The sequence below is a fragment of the Desulfobacter latus genome (assembly GCF_013389365.1).
Lineage (GTDB): Bacteria > Desulfobacterota > Desulfobacteria > Desulfobacterales > Desulfobacteraceae > Desulfobacter > Desulfobacter latus.
On record NZ_JACADJ010000001.1, the window covers coordinates 131,106 to 155,159 of the forward strand.

23 protein-coding genes and 2 tRNA genes are annotated in these 24,054 nt (G+C 45.9%); 11 read left to right on the forward strand and 14 right to left on the reverse strand.

Going from position 1 to position 24,054, the window contains the following annotated elements:
* Positions 1-4: 4 nt before the first annotated feature.
* The 6 genes from HXW94_RS00495 to HXW94_RS00520 all read right to left on the reverse strand — a co-directional run bounded on the left by HXW94_RS00495 (position 5) and on the right by HXW94_RS00520 (position 6,834).
* Positions 5-2,566, reverse strand: a complete 2,562-nt coding sequence (locus HXW94_RS00495) for a tetratricopeptide repeat protein (protein WP_178364943.1) — start codon at positions 2,564-2,566, stop codon at positions 5-7.
* A gap of 302 nt (positions 2,567-2,868) precedes the next feature.
* Positions 2,869-3,924, reverse strand: a complete 1,056-nt coding sequence (locus HXW94_RS19755) for a sigma-54 interaction domain-containing protein (protein ID WP_178364944.1) — start codon at positions 3,922-3,924, stop codon at positions 2,869-2,871.
* A 14-nt stretch (positions 3,925-3,938) separates the two neighbouring features.
* Positions 3,939-4,313, reverse strand: a complete 375-nt coding sequence (locus HXW94_RS00505; RefSeq protein ID WP_178364945.1) for a response regulator — start codon at positions 4,311-4,313, stop codon at positions 3,939-3,941.
* A gap of 39 nt (positions 4,314-4,352) precedes the next feature.
* Positions 4,353-4,814 (reverse strand): chemotaxis protein CheX, encoded by a 462-nt coding sequence (locus tag HXW94_RS00510; protein WP_178364946.1) that lies wholly within the window; start codon positions 4,812-4,814, stop codon positions 4,353-4,355.
* Between the two features lie 51 nt (positions 4,815-4,865).
* Positions 4,866-5,219: a PilZ domain-containing protein gene (locus HXW94_RS00515; protein ID WP_178364947.1), complete on the reverse strand. Its 354-nt coding sequence runs from the start codon at positions 5,217-5,219 to the stop codon at positions 4,866-4,868.
* 91 nt (positions 5,220-5,310) lie between these two features.
* Positions 5,311-6,834: an HD domain-containing phosphohydrolase gene (locus HXW94_RS00520; protein ID WP_178364948.1), complete on the reverse strand. Its 1,524-nt coding sequence runs from the start codon at positions 6,832-6,834 to the stop codon at positions 5,311-5,313.
* Positions 6,835-7,076: 242 nt separating this feature from the next.
* On the opposite strand from HXW94_RS00520, the gene HXW94_RS00525 reads away from it, so the two are divergent.
* From HXW94_RS00525 to HXW94_RS00540, 4 genes are all read left to right on the forward strand, one after another.
* Positions 7,077-7,535, forward strand: coding sequence for an Lrp/AsnC family transcriptional regulator (locus HXW94_RS00525; RefSeq protein ID WP_178364949.1), 459 nt, complete (start codon positions 7,077-7,079; stop codon positions 7,533-7,535).
* 135 nt (positions 7,536-7,670) lie between these two features.
* Complete coding sequence (locus HXW94_RS00530; protein ID WP_178364950.1) at positions 7,671-8,939, forward strand: diaminopimelate decarboxylase family protein; 1,269 nt, start codon at positions 7,671-7,673, stop codon at positions 8,937-8,939.
* 156 nt (positions 8,940-9,095) lie between these two features.
* Positions 9,096-10,991 carry a bifunctional acetyl-CoA hydrolase/transferase family protein/GNAT family N-acetyltransferase gene (locus tag HXW94_RS00535; RefSeq protein ID WP_178364951.1) on the forward strand — a complete coding sequence of 632 codons (1,896 nt, stop codon included), beginning with the start codon at positions 9,096-9,098 and terminating at the stop codon, positions 10,989-10,991.
* Positions 10,981-11,970: a tRNA-dihydrouridine synthase family protein gene (locus tag HXW94_RS00540; RefSeq protein ID WP_178364952.1), complete on the forward strand. Its 990-nt coding sequence runs from the start codon at positions 10,981-10,983 to the stop codon at positions 11,968-11,970. The genes HXW94_RS00535 and HXW94_RS00540 overlap by 11 nt, the downstream gene beginning before the upstream one ends.
* 217 nt (positions 11,971-12,187) lie before the next feature.
* Here HXW94_RS00540 and HXW94_RS00545 read toward each other — a convergent pair whose 3' ends face one another.
* Positions 12,188-12,388: a hypothetical protein gene (locus tag HXW94_RS00545; protein ID WP_178364953.1), complete on the reverse strand. Its 201-nt coding sequence runs from the start codon at positions 12,386-12,388 to the stop codon at positions 12,188-12,190.
* Positions 12,389-12,983: 595 nt separating this feature from the next.
* On the opposite strand from HXW94_RS00545, the gene HXW94_RS00550 reads away from it, so the two are divergent.
* The 3 genes from HXW94_RS00550 to dusB are packed head-to-tail and all read left to right on the forward strand — an operon-like array spanning position 12,984 to position 14,524.
* The gene (locus HXW94_RS00550; protein ID WP_218576508.1) at positions 12,984-13,397 is read left to right on the forward strand and encodes a hypothetical protein; all 414 of its coding nucleotides are present in this window, start codon (positions 12,984-12,986) and stop codon (positions 13,395-13,397) included.
* Positions 13,375-13,581: a DUF1848 family protein gene (locus tag HXW94_RS00555; RefSeq protein WP_343054509.1), complete on the forward strand. Its 207-nt coding sequence runs from the start codon at positions 13,375-13,377 to the stop codon at positions 13,579-13,581. Before HXW94_RS00550 ends, HXW94_RS00555 begins: the two co-directional genes overlap by 23 nt.
* Positions 13,556-14,524 carry a tRNA dihydrouridine synthase DusB gene (gene dusB, locus HXW94_RS00560; protein WP_178364954.1) on the forward strand — a complete coding sequence of 323 codons (969 nt, stop codon included), beginning with the start codon at positions 13,556-13,558 and terminating at the stop codon, positions 14,522-14,524. Before HXW94_RS00555 ends, dusB begins: the two co-directional genes overlap by 26 nt.
* On the opposite strand, the gene queF is transcribed toward dusB, so the two are convergent.
* Positions 14,521-14,934 carry a preQ(1) synthase gene (gene queF, locus HXW94_RS00565; protein WP_178364955.1) on the reverse strand — a complete coding sequence of 138 codons (414 nt, stop codon included), beginning with the start codon at positions 14,932-14,934 and terminating at the stop codon, positions 14,521-14,523. The genes dusB and queF overlap by 4 nt on opposite strands.
* A 556-nt stretch (positions 14,935-15,490) precedes the next feature.
* On the opposite strand from queF, the gene HXW94_RS00570 reads away from it, so the two are divergent.
* Positions 15,491-16,120, forward strand: a complete 630-nt coding sequence (locus tag HXW94_RS00570) for a hypothetical protein (protein ID WP_246293662.1) — start codon at positions 15,491-15,493, stop codon at positions 16,118-16,120.
* A 160-nt stretch (positions 16,121-16,280) separates the two neighbouring features.
* Here the strand turns inward: HXW94_RS00570 and HXW94_RS00575 are convergent, their stop codons facing one another.
* The 6 genes from HXW94_RS00575 to hisI are packed head-to-tail and all read right to left on the reverse strand — an operon-like array spanning position 16,281 to position 20,503.
* A complete protein-coding gene (locus HXW94_RS00575) occupies positions 16,281-16,580 on the reverse strand; it encodes an HNH endonuclease (RefSeq protein WP_178364957.1) in 300 nt (99 codons plus the stop codon).
* A gap of 32 nt (positions 16,581-16,612) precedes the next feature.
* Positions 16,613-17,497: a GTPase Era gene (gene era / locus HXW94_RS00580; protein WP_178364958.1), complete on the reverse strand. Its 885-nt coding sequence runs from the start codon at positions 17,495-17,497 to the stop codon at positions 16,613-16,615.
* Positions 17,498-18,097 (reverse strand): ribosome biogenesis GTP-binding protein YihA/YsxC, encoded by a 600-nt coding sequence (gene yihA, locus HXW94_RS00585; RefSeq protein ID WP_178364959.1) that lies wholly within the window; start codon positions 18,095-18,097, stop codon positions 17,498-17,500.
* Positions 18,094-19,251 (reverse strand): pyridoxal phosphate-dependent aminotransferase, encoded by a 1,158-nt coding sequence (locus tag HXW94_RS00590; protein WP_178364960.1) that lies wholly within the window; start codon positions 19,249-19,251, stop codon positions 18,094-18,096. The genes yihA and HXW94_RS00590 overlap by 4 nt, the downstream gene beginning before the upstream one ends.
* Positions 19,252-19,253: 2 nt before the next feature.
* Positions 19,254-20,129 (reverse strand): ATP phosphoribosyltransferase, encoded by an 876-nt coding sequence (gene hisG / locus HXW94_RS00595; protein ID WP_178364961.1) that lies wholly within the window; start codon positions 20,127-20,129, stop codon positions 19,254-19,256.
* On the reverse strand, positions 20,129-20,503 hold the full coding sequence (gene hisI, locus HXW94_RS00600) for a phosphoribosyl-AMP cyclohydrolase (protein WP_218576509.1): 375 nt from the start codon (positions 20,501-20,503) through the stop codon (positions 20,129-20,131). The genes hisG and hisI overlap by 1 nt, the downstream gene beginning before the upstream one ends.
* A 397-nt stretch (positions 20,504-20,900) precedes the next feature.
* Here hisI and HXW94_RS00605 point away from each other — a divergent pair, with 397 nt between their 5' ends.
* The 3 genes from HXW94_RS00605 (at position 20,901) to HXW94_RS00615 (ending at position 23,601) form a co-directional block, all read left to right on the forward strand.
* A complete protein-coding gene (locus HXW94_RS00605; protein WP_178364962.1) occupies positions 20,901-23,306 on the forward strand; it encodes a penicillin-binding protein 1A in 2,406 nt (801 codons plus the stop codon).
* A gap of 116 nt (positions 23,307-23,422) precedes the next feature.
* A tRNA-Lys gene (locus HXW94_RS00610) sits at positions 23,423-23,498 on the forward strand.
* A 25-nt stretch (positions 23,499-23,523) separates the two neighbouring features.
* Positions 23,524-23,601 (forward strand) — tRNA-Glu (locus HXW94_RS00615).
* Positions 23,602-24,054: the final 453 nt, after the last annotated feature.

Below are 24,054 nucleotides of genomic sequence, written 5' to 3' on the forward strand. Positions count from 1 at the left end.
ATCCTTATGAATTTATTATTTTTTCCGCCAGCCCCATCGTGTTCAGCCGCTGTTGGGCAAGCCGGGCCCAGACCGAGTCGTAAGACTGTGCTACCTGCTCAAAGGTTGCTTTTGCTTTATCCAGCACATTGCCTTTCTGGTAGGCGTCCCCCAGCAGAAAACCGATGTTGGATTTGGCCCGGTCATCCTCTGAAAAATTAAGGGCTTTGGCAAAGGCATTGGCTGCCTGAGCATAGGAGTTCATTTTCAGATAAGTGGATCCCAATGTTTTGTAAGCCTCGGCCAGTATCTTGTAATTTTCGCCCGGAGATGCAGCGAACGCCTTCACTGCACGGGCCTGGAGTCCGGCCGCCGCCTTCAGGTCTGATTTTTTCTGATAGACATCGGCGCGTAGCATGAGTATCCGCCCTTTATCCAAAGCATTCTTCTCCGCCTTATACGCTGAAACAAACGCATCATCCGCCTTTGAGAGTTTGCCCTTTTCCAGATAAATCCGCCCGATCCGGATCAGGCCCTCCCCCCGGTTTTTATCCTTTGGGAACCTTTTTTCAAAGGCGTTTAATAACTTTAAAGCATCGTTATCCCTGCCCGATTCATCCATGGCCTTGCCCAGCCCAAACAGCAGTAACGCCGGCCGTTCTATCCTTTTATGGAGCTTATAAGCGGTAATCAACTGATTAAATGCCTCTTCATACAAATCTGCCTGTAAATATGCAGTGCCCACATAAAAGGGGATCAGGCGTCCCCCTATTTTTTTTAACTTGACCTCGTCTTTTTCATATCTCATTAATATAGAGGTATATTCATCTGCCTTCAACTGTTCTTTGAACAATGCCTCGTAAGCTTTTTGCATTAGCTTAACCGCCTCGTAGCGCAATCCCCTGGGATGGGTGGCCAATAAATCCTCAATCTCCTGAATACACTTATCATATTCACCGTTCTTCTGGTAAATTTCAGCCAGGCGCATCATGGCGATTCGGGCATAGGTATTTTCAGGAAACCGGGTTTTGATCATCTGGTAGATTTCAATCTTTTCAGCATCTGTTTTTAAATATCTGGCGATTCCAATAGACGCATTGATATATCCCGAGGATTCCGGGTATTTTTCCCGGACAAGTTCGTACAACTTGATTGCCTTTTGCTCCTGGTTATCCATGCCATAGGCATCACCGGCCTTGCTTAACGCCATATCAGGTTCTTCGATATCGGGAAATAGACTTAACAGTCGGATATAATTTTCCCGGGCCCCTTTACTCAGGCCCAATTCAAAATAGGCATCTGCCGTGTATTTGAGCAGATCCGCAGATTCATAAATTTTTTCTGTATCATTTTTTATAACATAATTAAGAACGCTCAACGCATCATAGTATCGCAGGTTTTTAAACAGTGCCTTACCATAACCAAACCCGGCATCTGTTATATAGTCGTGGCTTATTTTTGACTCAAAAACTTTTTTATACAGTTTCAACGCTTTGTCGGTATAACCTTTGTCATTGTAAATTTCGGCCAGATGATACTCTACTTCAGGCATACCGGAATAGTCCGGAAAGTCTTTGCTGATGATATCAAAATATCCTTGGGCCGTTGCGCTGTTGTGTAAACGGGTATGAATCAATCCCATGGCGGCATAGGCAAAGGGAAGATAGCTTGATTTAGGATAAGCAACCATGGCATCTTGAAACATACGTTCAGCAGTCAAAAGCCCGGTCGAATCATCATTTTCAACAGCCATAAAATTGACATAAGCCCTTAAATAGTAGGCCTGTTCCAGGCACAAGGCATTTTCTTCAAACAAATACTGATCCAGGATGGCGCCGGCTTCTTTATATAGTTGTTTTTTAAGCAGAATCATCGCATTTTTAACTGCATTGGCCTGACAGCCCCGTAACGGGTCATCGCCCCGGTATATATCGCTGATATCTCCTTTAAAAAGACTGGCCTGACGCTTTGGGTGCGTATAAATCGGGGGGGGCTTGATTCCTTCATTTATTTTTGTCAAGCTGGGCTCTTTTTGGGGGACGGGATCCGGGAGTTGTACTTTCGGGGTTCGCTTCGGTTGGGGCAGAGGGGTGGGCTTTTGCTCGGCAAACCTATTCGGGGTATCGGTAAGGCGGCGCGTCTCCCTGGGGTCAGTCGCCGGCTGAGGCGTAAGCTTCACGGCTCTATTTAAAACCACGGTCAATTGATTATTGGCAGCATCGAAAGCGGATTTGATTTTTTCATCACCGGCGTGCTTGGTCGTGACCATTACGGCGACTACATTTCCTTCAAGGCTTTCTACATGGACGGATTCAAGGTCCGGGTTGTCCTTTCCCCTAATAACAAGCCCTGTGGTCAGGCTTGCATTCTTAATGGCCACCAGGACTTCCCGTTTGCCGACACGGATTACTTTTACAGGGGCTTTCCCGGTCATATCAACCGTCACTGAAAAGGGATTGTCCTTGACCTGTATTGCTTTAACAACGGGGACTGCGGCCATGGTCGTCCCTGCCGGAATGAACAGGTAGAAAAATGCAGTCCAGACCGTTGATAAAATCTTCAGGTATGTGGGACTTAATTCTCTCATGACATATTTATATCCGTTGGGTTTATGGTTGGAGAATTAAAAAGCAAATAATATACCATCCCTGTGATTATGTGTCATATCAGATTGAATGGTCTTTAAAAAACTATAGCCTATAGCAAATAAATTGGTCCCGTTTTTCTTGTTCGTGTTCGAGTTTTTCGGTCAGCCTGTGACTCACAAGTACTGCCGAACATATTCCTTTTAATTTATCAGTCATAGTAATTTGGAGCAAGAGCAATATCAGGATTGAGTGTTCTTACGATGAACAACAAACGGGGTGTGGGGATTTTCGGCGGCAGGTGTCAAAAAACCGGCATTTCATCTTCCGGTTCAATATCCATTTTTTTTATCTTTTCAACCAGGGTTGTTCGGTTCATTTTCAACATTTCAGCGGCCTTTGCTTTTACCCATCCGGTTTTATTCAAGGCGTGGGTAATTAACGATCTTTGATACGATTCCACGGCCTCATTAAAACCGATGTTCTTCTGGAACACACCCGCCACACAGACCGGGGTAACATCTGTCCCGGCAGCGCTCATGCAGCCCGGCAGATCCGCTATGCTGACGGTATCCGCCTCCACAAGGACCGACAGCCGTTCCACCAGATTTTCCAGTTCCCGAATATTTCCAGGCCATTCATAGGTTTCAAGCATCTGTTTTACCGAATCAGGAAATATCTTGGGTGTGTATTCACTATTGCGCCGTGCAAAATCGGACTGAAAATGATCTACTAAGTGCATGATATCTTCAGGGCGTTCCCGCAGGGGCAGGATGTTGATGGGAATCACATTAAGGCGGTAATACAAATCTTCCCTGAATTTGTTATCTTCTATCGCGGCAGTTAAGTTTTTGTTGGTGGCGGAAATGACCCTGATATCCACTGCTATGGTCTGGGAACCGCCCACCCGTTCAAACCGTCTTTCCTGCAACGCGCGTAACAGTTTTACCTGGAGGTCAGGACTCATATCACCGATTTCATCCAGAAAAATCGTCCCTTTATCAGCAATTTCAAAACGCCCGCTCCTTGCCCGGTGGGCACCGGTAAATGCGCCTTTCTCATGGCCGAATAATTCACTTTCGAGAAGTTCGCTGGGAATGGCCCCGCAATTGATAACCACCATGGGGCCGTCTTTTCTGGCTGAATTTTTATGAATGGCCCGGGCAATCAGTTCCTTGCCCGTACCGCTTTCTCCTGTGATAAGCACCGATGAATCAGATCGTGAAACTTTGCGCACCCGGTCGAGTACGGCCATCAGTCCCTTACTTACCCCGGCAATGCCGTTGCGGTTAAAATCCGATTTATTTTTGAGCGGCGTATTGATAGAGCCGGTTGTTTTTTCAGCTGTTGCTTGGGCCATGGGATCTGACTTATTTATTTAAGAATCTTTTTGAGTTTGTCTGAAATGGCCTCTGCTGTAAACGGCTTGACCACGTAATTGGAGACACCGGCTTGTACGGCTTCTATGACGTTTTGTTTCTGGGCTTCCGCCGTGACCATCAGGAATGGTGTTTTTTTATACTCACTGCTGGCTCGTACCTTTTTCAACAGTTCAAGCCCCGTCATTTTGGGCATGTTCCAGTCGGAAATAATCAGATCAATCTTTTGGCTTTCAAGGACGCTCAACGCCGTTGTACCATCATCGGCCTCCACCAAATTTTTAAAACCAAGCTGTTTTAAAATATTCTTCAGAATACGGCGCATGGTCGCAAAATCGTCAATTATTAAAATCTTGATGGATGTGTCCATTGCCACATTCTCCTTCTTAATTGGATTGAAACCCATCTTCTACCTATCAAAACACACCTCAATTGTAAAATTTCCACCATCGGTTTGAAAGGGGATTGCGATTTTAGGGCCATTCCCATAGTGCCTGATGGTATGTTTTTTTCCAGTGATCACTGATGGTATGGCAGCCTTGAACACCTTGCCCATGTCATCGAGTTCCCGTCGGGCCTGTCCGGAAATCATATTTGTCAGTTCTCCAACGGCATCGGCAATATCATCGTTGAGCCCGTCTATTTTTTCTCCGAACATGTTGGAAACCACCGTTAGAATACATTTTTCTTCAAAGGTGACGGCAATGGTTCCCTGGGCGACCCCGGTCAGTCCCATAACACCGGTTACATCACCCACGGCGATATTATTCTTTTTCAAGTATGGTTTTTCCGCTGTAACCGTAACAAAAGCCATTGTTTCCAGAACGTTAATGGTTGCATTGATAAATGGATTTATCAGTGTAACATCCAATGTCCAATACCTCCGGTCGATTTTAAATTATACCCGATATTACCGGGAAAATCAGTCTTTAGCTTCAATATTATATAAAACCAACATTTTTAGATGGCTATATGTGTCGAGGTCCATGGACTCGAACGCGACACCAAATCCGGCATCCGTATGTCTGACAATTCGTCCCTGAATTTCCAGCTTGAGATCATCTGTTCCCCGGGACAGATAAACAGTCACCCGGCACGCCGTATCTAAGGACGGCCGCTTCTCTGTTTTGACAAACAGTCCTCTTTGGCTCAAATCCTTTGAATCGGCCATAAATTGAACATGTTGTCCGGACACATCAAGCATACGAATTTCAATTCTGGTTGTAAACGTTACCCTGGAATATTTTCGCCTGTCATCTTTGTCCGAATTACTCAATGTAATGTCACTCCACGCTGAAACATCTAAAATGTTCTACTCAATAATCTTTTAGGCGAGATTAGCATATTTCATTTTGGGGCTCAAGCCATTAAAAATCATCCGGCAGGCTCTGACCCGCCACCTGCAGAAAAGCATCCACCACCTCCGGATCAAACTGAGTGCCTGAATTTTCAATGATTATGTCAAGAACAACTTGCTTTTCCATTTTCTTGCGGTAGGCTCTGTCCGAAGCCATGGCGTCATAACAGTCGGCAACGGACAAGATCCGTGCAAGTTTAGGAATTTGTTTTCCTTTCAGTCCGTCGGGATATCCCGTGCCGTCAAAACGTTCATGATGATGCCGGATAATTTTTGCTTCCCTGTCCCACAAACCCAGTTTGCTTATAATATCAGCGCCGATGGCAGGATGCTCTTTTATTTTTTCGTATTCGTCTTTGGTCAGACGCCCGGGTTTTAAAAGGATATCATCCCTGATACCTATTTTACCGATATCATGAAGGCTGCCGGCTACATTAATCATGTCCAGTTCTTCTTCTGTACACCCCATCTCTTCAGCAATCATTTGAGCCAGTCTCGCCACTCTGCTGGAGTGTTTGCGGGTATAAAGATCCCGGACCTCAAGGGCCGTAACAAATGCAAACAGGGTGAAAAATAAGTTTTCATATATATTTTCATATAACGCGATATTTTCAATACTTGAGGCGGCTTTCTGGGTGATAAAGCTTAAATAATAAAGATCATGTCCTTCAAAAAACTGCGGCTCCTGGAAAATATAAGCCGAGACAACACCGAATATTTTATCCCGGATTTTCAATGGTGCAACCATAAAGGAGTGTACTTGTCCTTTCATTGATGGGATACCGGACGCATCTGCAATAAGACAGGGCGTGTAATCGCTGCCCAACGACTCTATGATAAATGCTTTTTCCTGTTCCGGAATATCTGTGGAATAAGGTGCCGGGTATTTTTTATTTTGCACATTTGCTTTGTCCACAAGGACCAGGGAATTCTTTTCCGAATAAACATGAAAAAAGACCAGGTCTGCCTTAAGTTCTTCGACGCCCAACCGGACAACCTTGTTAAAAATTCCATAACTGGAATCAATGGCGGCAAAATCTTCCATGATCCGGTTTAAGGTATTGACTTCCTCCACTTTTTTAACCAATTCGTTGTTGAGTTGATGCAGCCGGTCCCGCCGTTCCACCTCTTCCTTGAGAATCAGATTTTCAACAAAAAGCTCGCGTTCGCGCAGTATCCTGCGCAGGGTCAATTCCATCTGTTCAAGGTTTACAGGCTTGATCAGGTAATCCACAACCCCGTTTTTCAGGGTCTGGATGGTATTTTCAAGGGAGGGATACCCGGTCATTACCACAACAGGAAGAGTTGTATCAATTTGGCGGATTTGTTCGGCAAGTTCAAGTCCGTCCATTACCGGCATATTGATGTCGGTAAAAACGCAGTCTATTTTTTTCCGGCTGATAATATCCAGGGCCTTTTCCCCGTTCTCTGCCGTAAATACATGGTATCCCTTTCTTTCAAAGAATCCTTCGGTGACATCCAGAATGCCATCCTCATCATCCACCACCAGGATTTTAACGTTGTTCTTGTCCATCGACCTCAACCTGTTGTTAATTGGAATTTTTTGTAATTAACATGTATACGAAATATCGTATTTTATCAACCAACAATCAAATTGTCCAAGGTTTCGGATGTATTTGCACAGTATAGAATTTAATTTGTTTTTTTGTATTTATTAAAGAATAATATTCTTGACTTTAAATTATTTAGAGAATAATATTCATTATTTGAATGAGATTTACATAATAAATTTAGTATAAGTTAAATATCATTGTTATGGATAAAATTGATCTGGAAATTCTTAAAATTTTGCAGAAAAAAGCCAGGATACCCAATATTGAAATTTCCAGAACCATTGGTATGGCGCCTTCTGCAGTACTTGAGCGGATTAAAAAACTGGAGACAAAAAAGATTATCCAGGGTTACGAGGTACGCCTGAACCCGGATATGTTCGGTTTTGCCATGACCGCTTTTGTCAACATCCAGGTGATCCGCCCGTCCAATATCAGAGAAACCGGCGAACAACTGGCAGCCATTGAACAGGTCCAGGAAGTCCATTATCTGGCGGGTGGAGACTCTTTGATGATTAAAGTAAAGGCGTCCGGTAACATGGAACTGGAAGAACTGATACAAACCCGGATTGCCGATATAAGCAGCATAAAATCAACCAAAACATTTATTGCGCTTTCCACGTTCAAGGAAAGTGCCAAGATCAGACTGCCGGGTGATGTTTAATTTAAGAGTATAGGGATTTCCATTTCCCAGCACCCAGCACCCAGTACCCAGTACCCAGTACCCAGCACCCAGCACCCAGCACCGAACAGCCCGCCCAAAGGGCGCTAATTTATTAATATAAAAGGAATTATTACCATGCCCATGTCATCTGAATTCAAAGAGAGACTGTCAACGGTGGTCCAGGATGCCGTTGCCTCCTTTGGCACCCCTTTTCACATCTACGATGAAACGGGGATCATTCAAACCTGTCAATCCTTGAACAAAGCATTTGCCCCCATTGACGGGTTCAAGGAGTATTTTGCCGTAAAAGGCCTGCCGAATCCTACGGTGATGGCACTTCTTAAAGCCCAGGGGTTTGGGTTTGACTGTTCTTCGGTGCCGGAAATAGCACTGGCCCGTAACGTGGGAAGCAATGCCGAAGATATCATGTTTACCTCCAACAATACCACCCGGGAACAGCTAAAAACCGCCATGGATAAAGACGGCAGCATTATAAACCTTGATGACATCACCCTGATTGCCAAGCTGCCGGCCGTACCTGATCTGCTTTGTTTCAGATATAATCCCGGCGCGACACGCCAGGGAAATGAAATTATCGGCAAACCTGAAGAAGCCAAATACGGCCTGACCCGGGAGCAGATTTTTTCAGCCTATGGCCAGGCCCTGGATCTTGGCGTCAAGCGATTTGGCCTGCATACCATGGTGGCCTCCAATGAGCTTAATTACCAATACATGATTGACACGGCGGACATGTTGCTGGAGTTGGCTGAAGATATAAGCCGATCCCTTCACATTCGTTTTGAGTTTATTAATATCGGCGGCGGTTTAGGCATTCCCTACACCCCGGATGCCAAGGTATTTAATCTCGAAGGTATGGCCCACGGCATTATCGCTGCCTTTGAGACCTTTAAAGCGAAAAACGGCTGGGTGCCCAAACTATATATGGAAAGTGCCCGGTTTATCACAGGCCCCCACGGTGTTCTTGTCACCTCTGTGATCAACCATAAAAATACCTACCGCAACTATGTGGGCGTAGATGCTTCCATGTCGGCATTGATGCGCCCCGGGATGTATGGTGCGTACCATCACATTCATATCCATGGCAAGCCGGAATCCGCCCCTTTGAAAACAGTGGATGTGGTCGGTGCACTGTGTGAGAATAATGATAAGTTTTCCATTCAAAGAGAGTTGCCTGAAACCCGGGAAGGTGACATCCTGATTATCCACGACACCGGGGCCCACGGACATGCCATGGGCTTTAACTATAACGGTCAGCTTCGGCCCAAGGAACTTTTGCTTAAAACCGACGGCAGCATTGAACTGATCCGCCGGGCAGAGACCATGGACGACTATTTTGCCACATTAAATTTTGACCCCCAAACCATCACACCGGGACGTGACTGATGCGGCCCGGTATAAAATAAAAATAATTGATTATCAATCCAATTTATGATTTGCTTTAGCCTGTACATGGGCCCAACGATTTCGACAGGCTGTTACGGAATAGAACATTTTGTAACAGCCTGTCGACTCTGGCAATGACCCGGCAGGAGAAATAGCATGGATTTAAAACAAATCTGTCCTGATAAGCTACTCACAGCGCAAGCAAGCGTAAAAAAAATTCGCAATGGTTCTCGGGTATTCATCGGTACCGGATGTGGAGAACCCCGGCACCTGATTCGAACCATGGTCGAAAACCAGTCTCTCCAGGACATTATTATATATCAGATGCTGTCAACGACCCTGGCGGAATATCTTAATGACGACAACTTTTCGTCCCGGTTTTCCATCAAACTGTTTTTTATTTCCGTACTCATGCGTAAATTTGCATTTGAAGGAAAAATTGACTATATCCCGGCGTATCTGTCCCAGATTCCCAAAGTTTTCCGGAACAATGAAATCGGCCTGGATGTTGCCCTGGTTCAGGTCAGTCCCCCGGACCCCCATGGTTACTGCTCTTTAGGCATTTCCGTGGACATCACCCTTTCGGGAATGAAAAACGCCCAAGTTACCATCGCCCAAGTCAATCCCCAAATGCCCAGAACCTGGGGCGATTCCTTGGTACACGTTGATGATATCGATTATTTAGTGGAATATGAAGAAGATCTTCTGGAATCCCTGCCCAAGACCAAAAATAAAACCGTGGTCGAGCGTATCGGCCATTATGTCAGCCAGCTGGTGGATGACGGTGCCACACTACAGATCGGTTTCGGGCATCTGCCCCATGCCATCATGCCCTACCTGGCCGGTAAAAAAGACCTTGGTATCCACACCCAGGTGATCACGGACAGCCTTCTACCTTTATTTAAACAGAAAGTAATTACCAACCGTAAGAAAAATTTTCTTCCCGAACGGGCGGTTGCCTCCCTTTGCATGGGATCCAAGGAACTATATAAATATATAGCTGATAACCCCATGTTCTATTTCAGCTCCTCTGAATTTGTGAATGATCCCAATGTCATTGCCCGAAATGATAACCTGATCTCCATCAGTTCAGCCCTGGAGGTGGATCTGACCGGCCAGATATGCACGGACTCAAAAGGGTATCTGTTTTATTCGGGTATTGGCGACCAGGTTGATTTTATCAGGGGATCTGCCATGTCCAAAGGCGGATTTTCCATTGTTATCATCCCGTCCACGGCCCAGAACGGCCAGGTCTCCAGAATAGTGTCCCATTTAAGCGAAGGGGCCGGGGTCGCCACCACCCGGGGGGACATTGACATTGTGGTTACGGAATACGGTATTGCGGAAATCCGGCGGAAAAGTATTTTCCAGCGGGTTATGGAACTGGCCCAGATTGCCCATCCCAAATTTCGCAAAAAGCTCATTGAAGAGGCCAAACAGCACCATTATATTTTCAGCGACCAGCTGCCGCCCACAAACCAGGATCTGCTGTTTCTGGTTGCCTATAAATACAATATGCTGCTGCCCAGTGGAAAACAGTTGGAAGTCCGGCCGCTTCAGCCCTCGGATGAATTCGAATCCAGGAACTTTTACTATTCCCTCCAGGAAGATTCCATCTATTTCCGGTTTTTTAACCGGCGCAAAGTGTTCTCCAGGCGCATGCTCCAGCAGATGTGGGCCCAGGTGGATTACAGCCGGAATATGACCCTGATTGCGCTTATGCAGCAAGGCAAACGCAAACAGATTGTGGCGGTGGCATCTTACGCAGAAGTGGATCCCAAGAATGCGGAAGTGGCATTTCTGGTGCAGGAAGAACTGCATGGGCAGGGGATCGCCACCTTTATGCTCAGTTGCCTTGAAAAAATCGCCCGGAAAAATAATTATTCCGGTTTCACGGCCCTTGTCCTGGCCGAAAACCGGAAAATGATCCATGTGTTTAAAAAGACCTATCCCCACGCAAAATTTATACGAGGGGAAAGTGGTGAAATTGAAGTGATCATGCCTTTTGAAAACACCGGTAAATCGAATACGCCTCACACGCATGACAAATAACCGTCCCTTTTTGATACTGGCGCCTTTGCAGGGGCTAACTGATGTGGTGTTCAGACAGGCGTATGCCCGACATTTCAGCGGTATTGACCAGGCCATGGCCCCGTTTATTTCCACCATGAGCAGCAGGCGCCTGAAACCGTCCAGGCTCAAAGATGTGGATCCGGCTTTGAACACCGCCCTGCCTGTGATTCCCCAGATCCTGGGAAATAATCCGGATGATTTTATCTATCTGGGGGATTATCTTTTTGACATGGGCTATACCCAGGTGAACTGGAACCTTGGATGCCCCCATTCCAAAATTGCAAAAAAACTGCGGGGGTCCGGCCTTTTATCCCACCCGGATAAAATAGACGCCTTTCTTTCCCGGGTAATTCCGGCCATGAAGCCCGCCTTAAGCGTTAAAATCCGTCTGGGCCGTAAAAGCAAAGAAGAGATCCATGATCTGATTGCGATGTTCAACACCCACAAGCTTGAAGAAATTATCCTGCATCCCAGAACCGGAGAGCAAATGTATACAGGCACCGCCGATGTAGATGCGTTTGAACGGGCTATGAACGCCTGTAATCATTCCATGGTCTATAACGGAGATATTGTGGACAAGGCTTCATGGGGAAAAATCCGGCAGCGTTTTCCAGAAATCAGGCGTTTCATGATCGGCAGAGGCATTCTTTCCAACCCTTTTTTACCCGAACAGATCAAGGGACTGAAAACCGATTCCCAAAATAAAGACAGCCAAACGCATGAACGCTTGAAAAACTTTCATGCGGATCTTTTTAACAGTTATAAACAGGTCTTTTCAGGGCCGGGACACCTTATCGGCCGTATGAAGGGCGTATGGAGCTATCTTGGGCTTTCTTTTGAAAACAGCAAAAAACCGTTGAAAAAATTGCTTAAGTCAAATTCGGAGCAGGATTACTTAGACCGGGTCGGTGAGTTTTGGGAAATGAAATTAAAATTCTATCCGGACAGGGCAGAATAACATGCCTGTCCGGAAGGCAATTACGGCCTTGATTATTGTTTCGGCCAATGCGTGGACGGCAGGTTGGGTTGAGGAACGAAACCCAACAAATAAAAAATGTTGGGTTTCACTTCGTTCAACCCAACCTACACGGTGGTCCAAATGATGATCAAGGCCGCAATTGCGCCTCGATTACAATTCGGCTTTCACCGAAGCGCCGGGACGCTTGACGCTATATTTAAGGTTCTATCCATTCATTGTCATGTTCAAATTTTATAGCTACGGGATCGCTGGAAGACTCGCTATCCGCACCCTCTATTATGCAGATGCTGCCAAATCGGTATCCAGCGTATTCTGTAGCTTCTTTTTTTGCTTCAACTAAAGTTTTTACGTTTGAGATAAAGGATGTGCCGGTTTTATAAATGATTGTATAGGGCATTTTTTTTCTCTTCTTTATATTTTTAGTGTGTTTTTTTTACCAAGTTGTTTTATGTTTCGTTGTAAGCTTACGGCCCATATTATGATATAAAAAATGTCAATAAATTTAAAGCGCTTTCTTTTTTGACCAAGTATCAATATCAATATACATTCCGCTAACAAGCCGTCCAAATCCAGGGCTCGTTTCATCCCTCCGGGTTGTTTTTCTTCTTGCCTGTCCCCTGACAGGCATCACGCATTCAGGTGGATATCCCCATTTTAGGAAGAATATAAATTTGAAGCAGCAGATAAACTGCAACCAAACCGGCTACAAATAAAAATTCCATTCACGGTCTCCTTTAACGTTGGAAATACGCACAACCATCATGCGTATTTTATAAAAGTTATTATTTTAATCTATAACAGTATCGCAAGATATCAAGCAATATGCCAAAATTGCTACGCATTTTCAGACATTATTCTATTTCGGATCACTATAAAAGAATGGTAACACGCGATCATCGCGTAACAGAGATTCAAATCCCGTCCAATCACAACATTTGATAATTTTACGGTTATGTTATATCTTATGTGTTAGACACACTCAATGGGTAAGAATGAGTAAAAAGAAAGGAACAGGTCGTGTGGCTGAAATAAAAGATATTGTATTGATTTACCTGGAAGACGCCCCTGTCAGTTTTGCCAGAATTGAAGACATTATGCCGGACCGTAAAAAAGACTGGTACCAAATCAGACTGCTGATGCTGCAGATACCGTTGCAGGTCGTTACCTGGATTTTAAAGGCTGAATACATCAATGGGGATGACTTTTTCATGAACGGCAAAAGCATACGGCTGGAAAAGGTGGAAGCACCGGCTTTGCCCGGTGAACATGATGATTTGCCTGAAACATCACCTGAAAACGGTAAAGAGATTGACGCCGGTGAATCGGCAGATTCTGCCGAAAAAAATCAGGGCAACATTATCTCCTTTTTCAAACGAAAAAATCGTGGAAACAGCCAGAAAACATAGATTGACCGGCCCTGCCGGCATCTTGTCCGCTTCCCGGCGTACAGATATACCAGGATGGTACACCCCCTGGTTTCTGGACAGAATTGAAAAAGGGTATTTTTTTGTCACCAATCCATTTAACAGGCAATCCCGCAGGGTTAATACGACCCCAATGAAATATGAAAATAAAAGATTTAGAAATTAACGGCATCACCTTTCTGGCCCCCCTGGCCGGCATTACCAATTTGCCCTTCAGGCAACTGATAAAGGATTGCGGATGCGCCGTGGTATGCTCGGAGATGATCAGTGCCAAAGGCATATTTTACAATGCGGAAAAAACCATAACCCTGCTTAAGTCACATGAACGTGAGCGGCCATTGTCTGTACAGATTTTTGGTTCAGATCCGGTGTCCATGGGGCAGGCGGCAGCGTTTATCGATGATCTTGGCACCGCGGATATCATTGACATTAATTTTGGATGCAGTGTCAGGAAAGTGATCAAGCAAGGGGCGGGTGTTTCGCTAATGAAGAATCCGGCCCTTGCCCGGAAAATATTAAAAGCTGTCAGGGATGCCACATCCCTTCCCTTTACCATAAAAATACGCAGCGGGTGGGATGCGTCCGGGGATCACGCCGTGAATCTGGCAAACATCGCCGAAGATCAGGGCGTCGACGCCATCACTCTTCACCCGAGGACCGCAGCTCAGGGATTCAGGGGAAAGGCGGACTGGCAGCTGATCGCGCGACTTAAACAGGCCATCCGCATCCCCGTGATTGGAAACGGGGATATCGTTACCCCCCAGGATGCAGGAGACATGCTTTCCCAGACCGGTTGTGATGCCGTCATGGTGGGAAGAGCGGCCATGGCCAATCCGTTCATCCTTTCACAGATCGAACAGTATGTGGCCCAAGGCACATTTATTTGCCCTGAGCCTTGGGCCATTTTCAGAAAAATGGAAGCACTGACCCAGGGGTATGTCTCATATTTCGGGGAAATGACGGCATGCCGGATGCTTCGGGGGCGGCTTGCGTGGTTTATCCGGGGATTTCCCGGTGCCGCTGCGTTTCGTCAGAAATTATCCACCCTTGCAAGCAGTGCCCATGCCTTTGAGATGATCCGGGATTTTGAGGCAGGTCAGAAATTCTAATTATTAGAAGGCTCCTTGATATATTCGGCAGATCCCACAGATGAAATTCCGCCGCGCGGGGTGAATTCGCCGGTCACTTTCATGTAAAGGGGATTTATTACGGAAACCAGATCGTCCAGAATTTTATTGACTACATGCTCATAAAACATCCCGACGTTTCTGTATTGCATCAGATAATATTTCAGTGATTTCAACTCTACCAGATGGGCGTCCGGCCGGTATTCAATAATGATGGTCCCGTTATCAGGTAAGCCTGTCATGGGGCAGACCGAGGTATATTCGGGCTGGGTGATTTTAATATCAATGCTGCGTTTGGTCTTATATCCATATTCAATGGGTTCCAGCAGATCCGATGTGATAATATCAGCTCTTTCCACGGTAAAAGGGATATTGTAGTGTTTGTTTTCCATTTATAATTTTTCTTCACATTCTTTTACAATTTTTATCAAAAAAATAATTTCTGAAAAATATTTCCTGTTTCGGGTTGCCAAATTTTTCAAAATTATGGTAACATACATTATTAAAGTATTCAACATGCTTCAGAACAGACTGCCGGCAACAAGCTCGTTTTTGATATAAAATATCCGGACACACAATATTAGGAAATTGTTAAATTTTTTTCTTGACAAGCGACTTAAAAAATTAGATAACGACGCCTGCGATTTATTCAAAGAAAAATATGTTATTAAATCCTTATTATTGCACGCATTTGTTGATTTAAGGAAGATCAAGGCAACTCCCAGCCGATAAAATTTTATACATGCGGCATAAGGAGAATTAAGGAAAATTAAATAGTAAAGAGGTTATTATATGAACGATTTTTTACAGAGCCTTCGTAACGGCCAGGCTGAAAAGCCGAGAACACCAAAAACAAGAAAGAATTTTGATAATTCGTATTATTCAAACACTTCCAGGTTCAATTCATATGGGGGATCCGGGTATCCCAACACTAGCAGGTCTCCGCAAATGAAACGCCCCATGCCTTCAGGCATGCCACATCCACCCGGCAACCAGATGCCTGAAGAACCCAATACGGTTCTTTTAGCGGATATCTTGGATAATTTAGGCACTCAGGTTGATATTCTGATTAAAAATCAGGAATATATGATTACGATTCAGGAAAGAACTGCGGACCTTCTCCAGCGCCAGGCAGACGCCATTGAGATCATCATGGACCGCTTGAATCTATCCCCGGATCAGGAGATGGATATCGCCCCGACGTTTGAGCATCATTATGTATCGTCCCAGGATTCGGATGAAGAAGAAATCGACGGCACTGTGGACGATTTGCTCAAAGCGGAAATGGCCGAGGAAGAACGCCGTAAAGCAACAGTTCAAAACACCAGTCAAGACACGAATATTGTAAAAAAACGCAGAAAAATTGTTGCATCACCTTCTCCGGCAGAACCATCATCCGGGGAAAGTGCGGAACTGATGTCCAGAGAGGAAATTATGGATATTATCAATTCCATGCGGGAACAAGGTGCGACCTATGATCAAGTTGCCAAACATCTCATAGATCTTGGACAGCCCACGTTTTCCGGTCGCGGCGAATGGCATGCCCAGACCATTCACAGATTGTGCAGCAACAAATAGCAACTGCCGTCAACTACCCCTCGGCTAAAGACCGAGGGGCTTGAAAAAGCCCCAAAGTTGACCAGTCTAAGTGCATAGTATAGGAATTTCCATTCCCCAGCACCCAGCACCTAACAACCCGCCCAAAGGGCGCTAATTTAATCATCAAGTATTACAATTATCAGCCCCGTAGCCGGTCTATGTATTCATCCCATTCCGCCGGCAGCATACGTTTTTTTTGAGTATTACACGCTTTGCAGCACGGCACCAGGTTAAATTTTTCCGAACGACCGCCCCGGGAAAGGGGAATCACATGATCCATGGTCAGCTCTTTGGGGGAAAACTTTTTTCCGCAATAGTGGCATATCCCGGACGAGCGCTTTCGCTTCCACCATTGACTGGTCCGAAGCTGCCTGGCCTTGGCCCGTTCCTTTTTCAGTGCCGCATCGTCGGGAAAAGAAAAGAATGTCATGTCTGTCATATCGTCTTGAGCTTAAGGCCCATGGGCCTAATCTAATATCCAAACTCACTGAGATGTCGTTTATTGGACACCCAGTCCCGGGTTACCTTTACAAACAGCTTAAGCAGCACCTTGCTGCCCAGCATCTGTTCAATATCTTTCCGGGCGTTTGATCCGATACGCTTGAGCATGCTCCCGTTTTTTCCAATGACAATGCCCTTTTGGGAATCACGCACCAGGTGAATGCTGGCATGGATTACGATCAGTTTTTTTTCCACCTCAAAGGCATCCACAGTAACCGCGGAAGAATAGGGGATCTCCATACCGGTGAGCCTGAACACTTTTTCCCGGATAATTTCGCTGACCATGTATTTTTCAGAAACATCAGTGAAAGTCTCCTCGGGATAGAGGGGCGGTCCCTGGGGCAGCCGGGATTCCACTTCGTCAAGAAGCAGATCCACCTGGATATTTTTTCCGGCAGAGACAGGAACAATGGTTTCAAATGCGTACATATGTCTGAACAGTTCCACCTGCTCGTACACAGCCGCTTTTTTGGCCAGATCAATTTTATTCAGCGCCAGAATCACAGGCTTTTGCACGGTTTCAAACCGCTTTACGATCATCTTTTCCGAGGCATAGTTCCGGGATGCCGCATCCACCATAAAAAGAATCAAATCCACATCGTCCATGGCCTGGACGGCCTGGTCCACGATTCGCTGATTAAGCAGGGTGGTACTCTTGTGAATTCCCGGCGTATCCAGAAACACGATCTGGGCATGGGGGCGATTCACAATGCCAAGGATCCGATCCCGGGTGGTCTGGGGTTTTTTGGATGTAATTGAGATTTTCTGACCCAGAACCTGATTGAGCAGGGTGGATTTCCCGGCATTGGGCGCGCCGATAATCCCCACAAACCCCGAACGGGAGATTTTAGACATCTATTGTTCCTTCTGATACCAGTCAATAAGGTTGTGGATTTCATCCCATATGGTCTGACGACCCTGGCGGGTTTTGGCCGAAAAAAGAACGATCCCGTTCCGGTCCCGGTTAAACGCGCTAGCGGCTGCATCCAGCTGCTTTAACTGTTTGGTTTTTGATAATTTATCCGCCTTGGTTAATATCAGAAGACAGGGCATCTGATTTGTTTCAAGCCAGCGGACCATATCCAGCTCTTCTTTGCCGGGGTCCCTGCGGATATCCATGAGCAGGATCAGCCCCAACAGATTTTTGCGCGTTTCCACATAGGTTTCCACCATGGGTTGCCATTGTGCCCTGATTTTTTTGGACACCTTGGCATATCCGTATCCGGGAAGGTCGACCAGGGACAGCGCCTCGTTGACCAAAAAAAAGTTGATCAGCTGGGTGCATCCGGGCCGGGAACTTGTTTTGACCATATCCTTGCGGTTGATCAAGGTATTGATCAAAGAAGATTTTCCCACATTGGATCTGCCTGCAAACGCGATTTCCGGGAAATCGTATTCCGGATAGTGGGCGGGCTTTACCGCACTTTTTATAAATTCAACGGCACGGATTTTCATACATACCTTTTCAAATAATTTTCCAGGCGGTCCATTCCGATTTTAAGATTGTCCAGGGAATTGGCATAGGAGAACCGTAAATATCCTTCACCATTGGTACCAAAATCAATGCCCGGGGTAACCCCGATGTGTGCCTTTTCCAGGATATCAAATGCCAGGGCATAGGAATCGGTGGAAATATGTTTAAAATTTACGAAAACATAAAAAGCACCCGTCGGCTCCACTGATATTGAAAGCCCCATTTCTTTCAGGCGCCTGATCATGAATTTCCTGCGTTCATTATAGGTATCGCGCATGGCCTGGGTTTCCTTATCCGCATCAGTCAGTGCCACAGCGCCTGCCAGCTGGGTAACCGAATTGGCACAGATAAAGAAATTTTGCTGCAGCACCTGAAGGGCCCGGATAAATTTCGGGGGCGCAATCAGGTAACCTAATCGAAGCCCTGTCATGGCAAACAGCTTTGAAAACCCGTTGAGGACAAATGCCTGGTCGGTAAACTCCAAAATAGAGTGGTCTTTGCCTTCGTAGGTCAGGCCATGGTAAATTTCATCGGAAACAACATACAGACCATGTTCTTTGGCCACGTCAACAATTTCTTTCATCCGGGCTTCGGGGATCACGGTTCCCGTGGGGTTGGACGGGGAATTGATAAAAATCGCCTTGGTGTTCGGTGTAATTTTTTCCCTGATGGCTTCGGGCGTATAGATAAAGCCGTTTTGTTCATACACCTTGACAAAAACAGGTTCCCCCTGGACATACCGGATGAAATTGGCATAGCAGGCATAATGGGGATCTGAAACGATGACCTCATCACCGGGATCCAGCAGTGCGCTGAACAGCAGAAGCATGGCCGGCGATGTTCCATTGGTTACAAGGATTTGACCGGTCTCCACAGTTGTGCCATAGATGCGTTTGTGATAATCACTGATGGCCCGGCGCAGGCGAAGGTCTCCTAAACTGTTGGTGTAACAGGTTTCATTCTGCGCTAAGGCCTCAACACAGACCCGGTTGACGCATTCGGGCACATGAAAGTCGGGTTCACCGATCTCCATGTGAATCACGTCAACACCCTCAGCTTCCATTTTATGGATTTTCTCCATCACATCCATGACAATGAACGGCTTTATCTGTTCACATCGTTTGGCCACACCCATTTTCAAATCACCTTATTCAATGCGCACTCAATGATACCCTCGGCCCCTGCTTTCAACAGTTGGGGCACCAGATCCCTGACCACACTGTTTTCTACCACGGTCTCCACGGAGAACCAGTCGGACTGGTAAAGCGAAGCTACGGTGGGGGCGTTCAGGCTTGGCAGAATGTCAACCACATCAGGTAACTTTGATTCCGGCACATTCATTTTAAGCATTACAAGTTTTTCCGCCACAAGAGCCGCCTGGAGCAACATGGCAATCTGCTCAATTTTTTCCCGCTTCACCGGGTCCTGCCAGGCTGTTTTATTGGCTATGAGCTGGGTGTTGGTTTGCATGATCTCGTGGATGACTTTTAAATTATGCGCCCGGATCGTGCTTTCGGTTTCAGTGATCTCCACAATGGCATCAGCTAGGCCGGATACGATCTTGGCTTCCGTGGCCCCCCAGGAAAACTTTACATTCACATTGATGTGACGGGATTCAAAAAAGCGTTTTGTAAATTTTACAAGTTCCGTGGAAATGGTTTTACCTTCAAGGTCCTCAAGGGTGTTCATTTCGGAATCACCGGCCACGGCAACCACCCACCGGGCCGGACGGGCGGAAACCTTTGAGTAAACAAGATCCGTTACCACATGAACATCAGATTCATGTTCTGCGATCCAGTCAAGACCGGTCAGGCCGGCATCAATAACACCGGATTCCACATTGATGGACATTTCCTGGGCCCGGCACAGGGCGCATTCAATGGTATCATCATCAATGTCCGGGAAATAGCTTCTGCCTTCCACGTTTATTTTCCATCCCGAACGTCTGAACAGGTTGACGGTCGCATTTTGCAGGCTCCCTTTGGGAATGCCCAGCTTTAGCTTCTTATCCATTATTTGTATACCTTTTCCGGGTCAAAGACCCGCTGCTCGACTGTTTTGAATTCACCGTTTTCAACAACTTTGTGAAAACAGCTTTTATACCCTTTGTGACAGGCGGCCCCGCCTATCTGGGTCACCTTGAGAAGCACGGTGTCATTGTCACAGTCCACCCGGATCTCCCTGACGTTTTGAACGTGTCCCGAGGTTTCTCCCTTTTTCCATAATTTTTTTCTGGAGCGGCTGTAGTATACAGCATTGCCGCAGGCAAGTGTTTCTTCAAAGGACGCTTTGTTCATATACGCCAGCATCAGCACTTCACCGGTATCCGCATCCTGGGCAATGGCGGGGATCAGCCCGCCGGTTTTGTCAAAATCAAGTTCCGGCATGACTTTTTTGTCTTCCTTATAATATGAGTTAATCGATAAATTGAAGGCGCCAAACGCCGCTCGAAGCCGGGGTATTAAGGGGCCCCATCATTTAGAACCATTAGAACCATCTTAATACGTTACATATTTTATCCGGCCGACCGTATCAAAACCTAAATAACTAATGGTTTGAGCATAAAATGTCAATTTGAAAATAGAATCAACAGGAACTCCAAATCTGAAACCTTATGAGTTGAAAATTTACACAACCCCACCAACCGCTTGTGTAATATCCTCCAAATACATTGCCCGACAAGGCGTTTGGAACAGATGGCCCGGCCTCACTATTGCCATATTAAGCCTAATCTGATAAAAGCAGATATTTTATTATCAAAATAGAATACTATTTCGGACCCTTATGACAAAACAACAAAGCCGTACACAAATCCTCAAGAAGCGAAGCAAGAAAAAAGAAAAAAGCATCTGGTTCTCCATTTTTATGTGGCTGTTTATCCTGTTATTCCTTGCTGTTATTGCCGGATGTGCAGCCATTACCGCAGGATTTTTCTACCTGAGCCGGGAGCTTCCCCAGATCAATACGCTCAATGATTACCGTCCGGCAATTGTGACCAATGTGTTTTCCGATGACGGCAGAAAAATCGGCGAGTTTTATAAAGAGCGCAGAATCGTTATGCCCTTGTCCGATATGCCTGCCGATTTGATTAATGCATTTGTAGCAGCCGAAGACTCAAGGTTCCGTGAACATCCCGGCATTGATATAAAATCCATTATCCGGGCGTTTATCAAAAATTTTAAGGCCGGTACCATTGTTCAGGGTGGTTCCACCATCACCCAGCAGGTGACCAAATCTTTTCTGCTCACCCCGGAGAAAACCTATGAACGCAAACTTAAAGAGGCGATTCTCGCATACAAAATTGAAAAAAAGCTGTCCAAAGATGACATACTCTTCCTTTATTTGAACCAGATCTACCTGGGACACGGGGCTTACGGTGTTGAAGCGGCCTCTGAAAATTATTTTGGAAAACATGTCAAGGATCTGACTCTGGCGGAGTGTGCCATGCTGGCAGGGCTGCCCCAGGCACCTAGCCGGTACAGTCCCTTTCACCATCCTGAACTGGCCAGGCAGCGCCAGGTGTATACCCTGAACCGTATGAAAGAGGAAGGGATGATTTCCAACCTGGAGGCCACCGAAGCCATGGGTGCCAAACTGAATATAAAACCCCGGAAAAACTGGTTCATCGAACGGGTGCCTTGTTATACCGAACATGTCAGACGGTATGTTGAAAAAAAATACGGCAAAGAAATGCTTTACACCCAAGGGCTGAGCATTCATACCGCAGTGAACATTGAACTGCAGAAGATAGCCCGGACTGCAGTCAATAAAGGCCTGTTAGCGTTAGATCGACGCTGCGGGTACCGCGGCCCGGTAAAAAATATACCAGCGCTTCAGATAGAGGATTTCAGTCGCGCCATTTCTGAAAAACTGAACGGCAGCCGTCCGATTAAAGGAGAGATTTACAAAGGGGTTGTTCTGAAAGTGGACGATCACAATAAGATTAGCCATGTAAGGGTTGGCAATGTAACCGGCATCATCCGGTTGGCCTCCATGGCATGGGCCAGAAAGCCAAATCCTGAAATATCCTACAAATATGCCGGGATTAAAAAACCTTCCCAAGCCTTAAAAACCGGGGATGTTATTTATGTGAAAGTCCTTGAGGAGATGACCGGGGAAAAGCAATATGAATTTACCTTATACCAGGAACCCATTGCCCAGTCTGCACTTCTGAGCATTGAAGCTGAAACCGGCCATGTTAAAACCATGATTGGTGGAAGGGATTTCAAGGACTCTCAGTTCAACCGGGCGTTTCAGTCAAGACGCCAGCCCGGTTCGGCGTTCAAGCCCATCCTGTACGCGGCAGCCCTTGACAAGGGGTATACCCCGGCGAGTATTATTATTGATTCTCCTGTGGTATTTGAGGATAAGCTGAATGACAGAGTGTGGAAACCCAACAATTATGCACATAAATTCTACGGCCCCACGTTGTTTCGCCAGGCCTTGATTAAATCCAGAAACATTGTCTCCATCAAAATTCTCCAGGATATCGGCATCGATTATCTCATCGGTTATGCAGGAAAGCTTGGGATTACCTCCCCCTTTCCCCGGGATTTGTCCATAGCCCTTGGATCTTCAGGCGTTTCTTTGTTTGAATTGACCAAGGCGTATTCTGTATTCTCCAACCTGGGTTACCTGATTGAGCCGGTATTTATCACTGAAATTTATGACCGGGACAATACGCTCCTGGAATCCCCCAAACTGATCCGTAAAAAAGTCATTGATATGGGCACCGCTTATCTCATGACAAATTTGCTTGAAGGCGTGGTTCAGGCCGGCACCGGCCAGCGGGTTAAGGCCCTGAATCGACCTGCGGCAGGCAAAACAGGCACCACCAATGACCTGCACGATGCCTGGTTCATGGGATTTACCCCCAGGTATACCACCGGGGTATGGGTGGGGCTTGACCAGAGTGTTCCCATCGGCAGGAGAGAAACCGGTTCCCGTGCGGCAAGCCCCATCTGGTTGGATTACATGCAGGATGCCCTGGAAGGTAAATCCGTTCGGGAATTCACAGTACCCGAAGGTATCATCCGGGTTAAAATAGATGCTGAAACCGGGCTTCTGCCCAATGCCCAAAGCAAAAATACCGTTTTTGAATGTTTTAAGCAAGGCACGGAACCGACGCAACATACCCCACGGCCGGATGAGGTGTTCAGTACGGAAGAATTGTTCAAAGAAGGTTTTTAGAAGGAACCTGGTTGGTTCAGGTGCGCATCAGCCGTAAAAAAATAATTTAAATCAAAAAAAATGGTTGACAATAAATTTCAAAACGTATAGATTGCTCCTGTTTTTGACACTACCACGGGCCGTTAACTCAGTTGGTAGAGTATCTGCCTTTTAAGCAGAGAGTCGCTGGTTCGAGCCCAGCACGGCCCACCAACTTAATAAGTGTTAAAAGTTAAGTGTCCCCATCGTCTAGCCCGGTCCAGGACACAGGCCTTTCACGCCTGCGACAGGGGTTCGAATCCCCTTGGGGACGCCACTTAAAAATAAAGGCTTTTCAGAATTTTCTGAAAAGCCTTTTTGATTTTTAGGTTGGTGAGTTAAACGCTACCAGATCATTGTAGTCACCAATATCGGCCGCATTTGTTTAGATACTTACCATGTTTCCGGGTTAATCTAACTCCTGTAGATAATTTGCCGGAATTTATGACTTTTTTCCCGTAAGCATAAATATTAATTATTAATTGGAATTCTAACTGGTTTATATTTTTCAAGTGTTGCAATAACCAACCAGAAATCAAACTGAGGGGTATCAGAATTGAAGCGCGATAGCCTGTCTTTATTTCGACAACTTTAATCTTTTTGCTTGGGGTTCGATCATTTTAAAGAGCAAATGAAAAAATTTAAAACATAAACAATTGAAACGAGAAAAGTTCCTTTATCCAACCAATATTTCCTGTTATAAATAAGAAACTAATGAACTTCAAGCCTC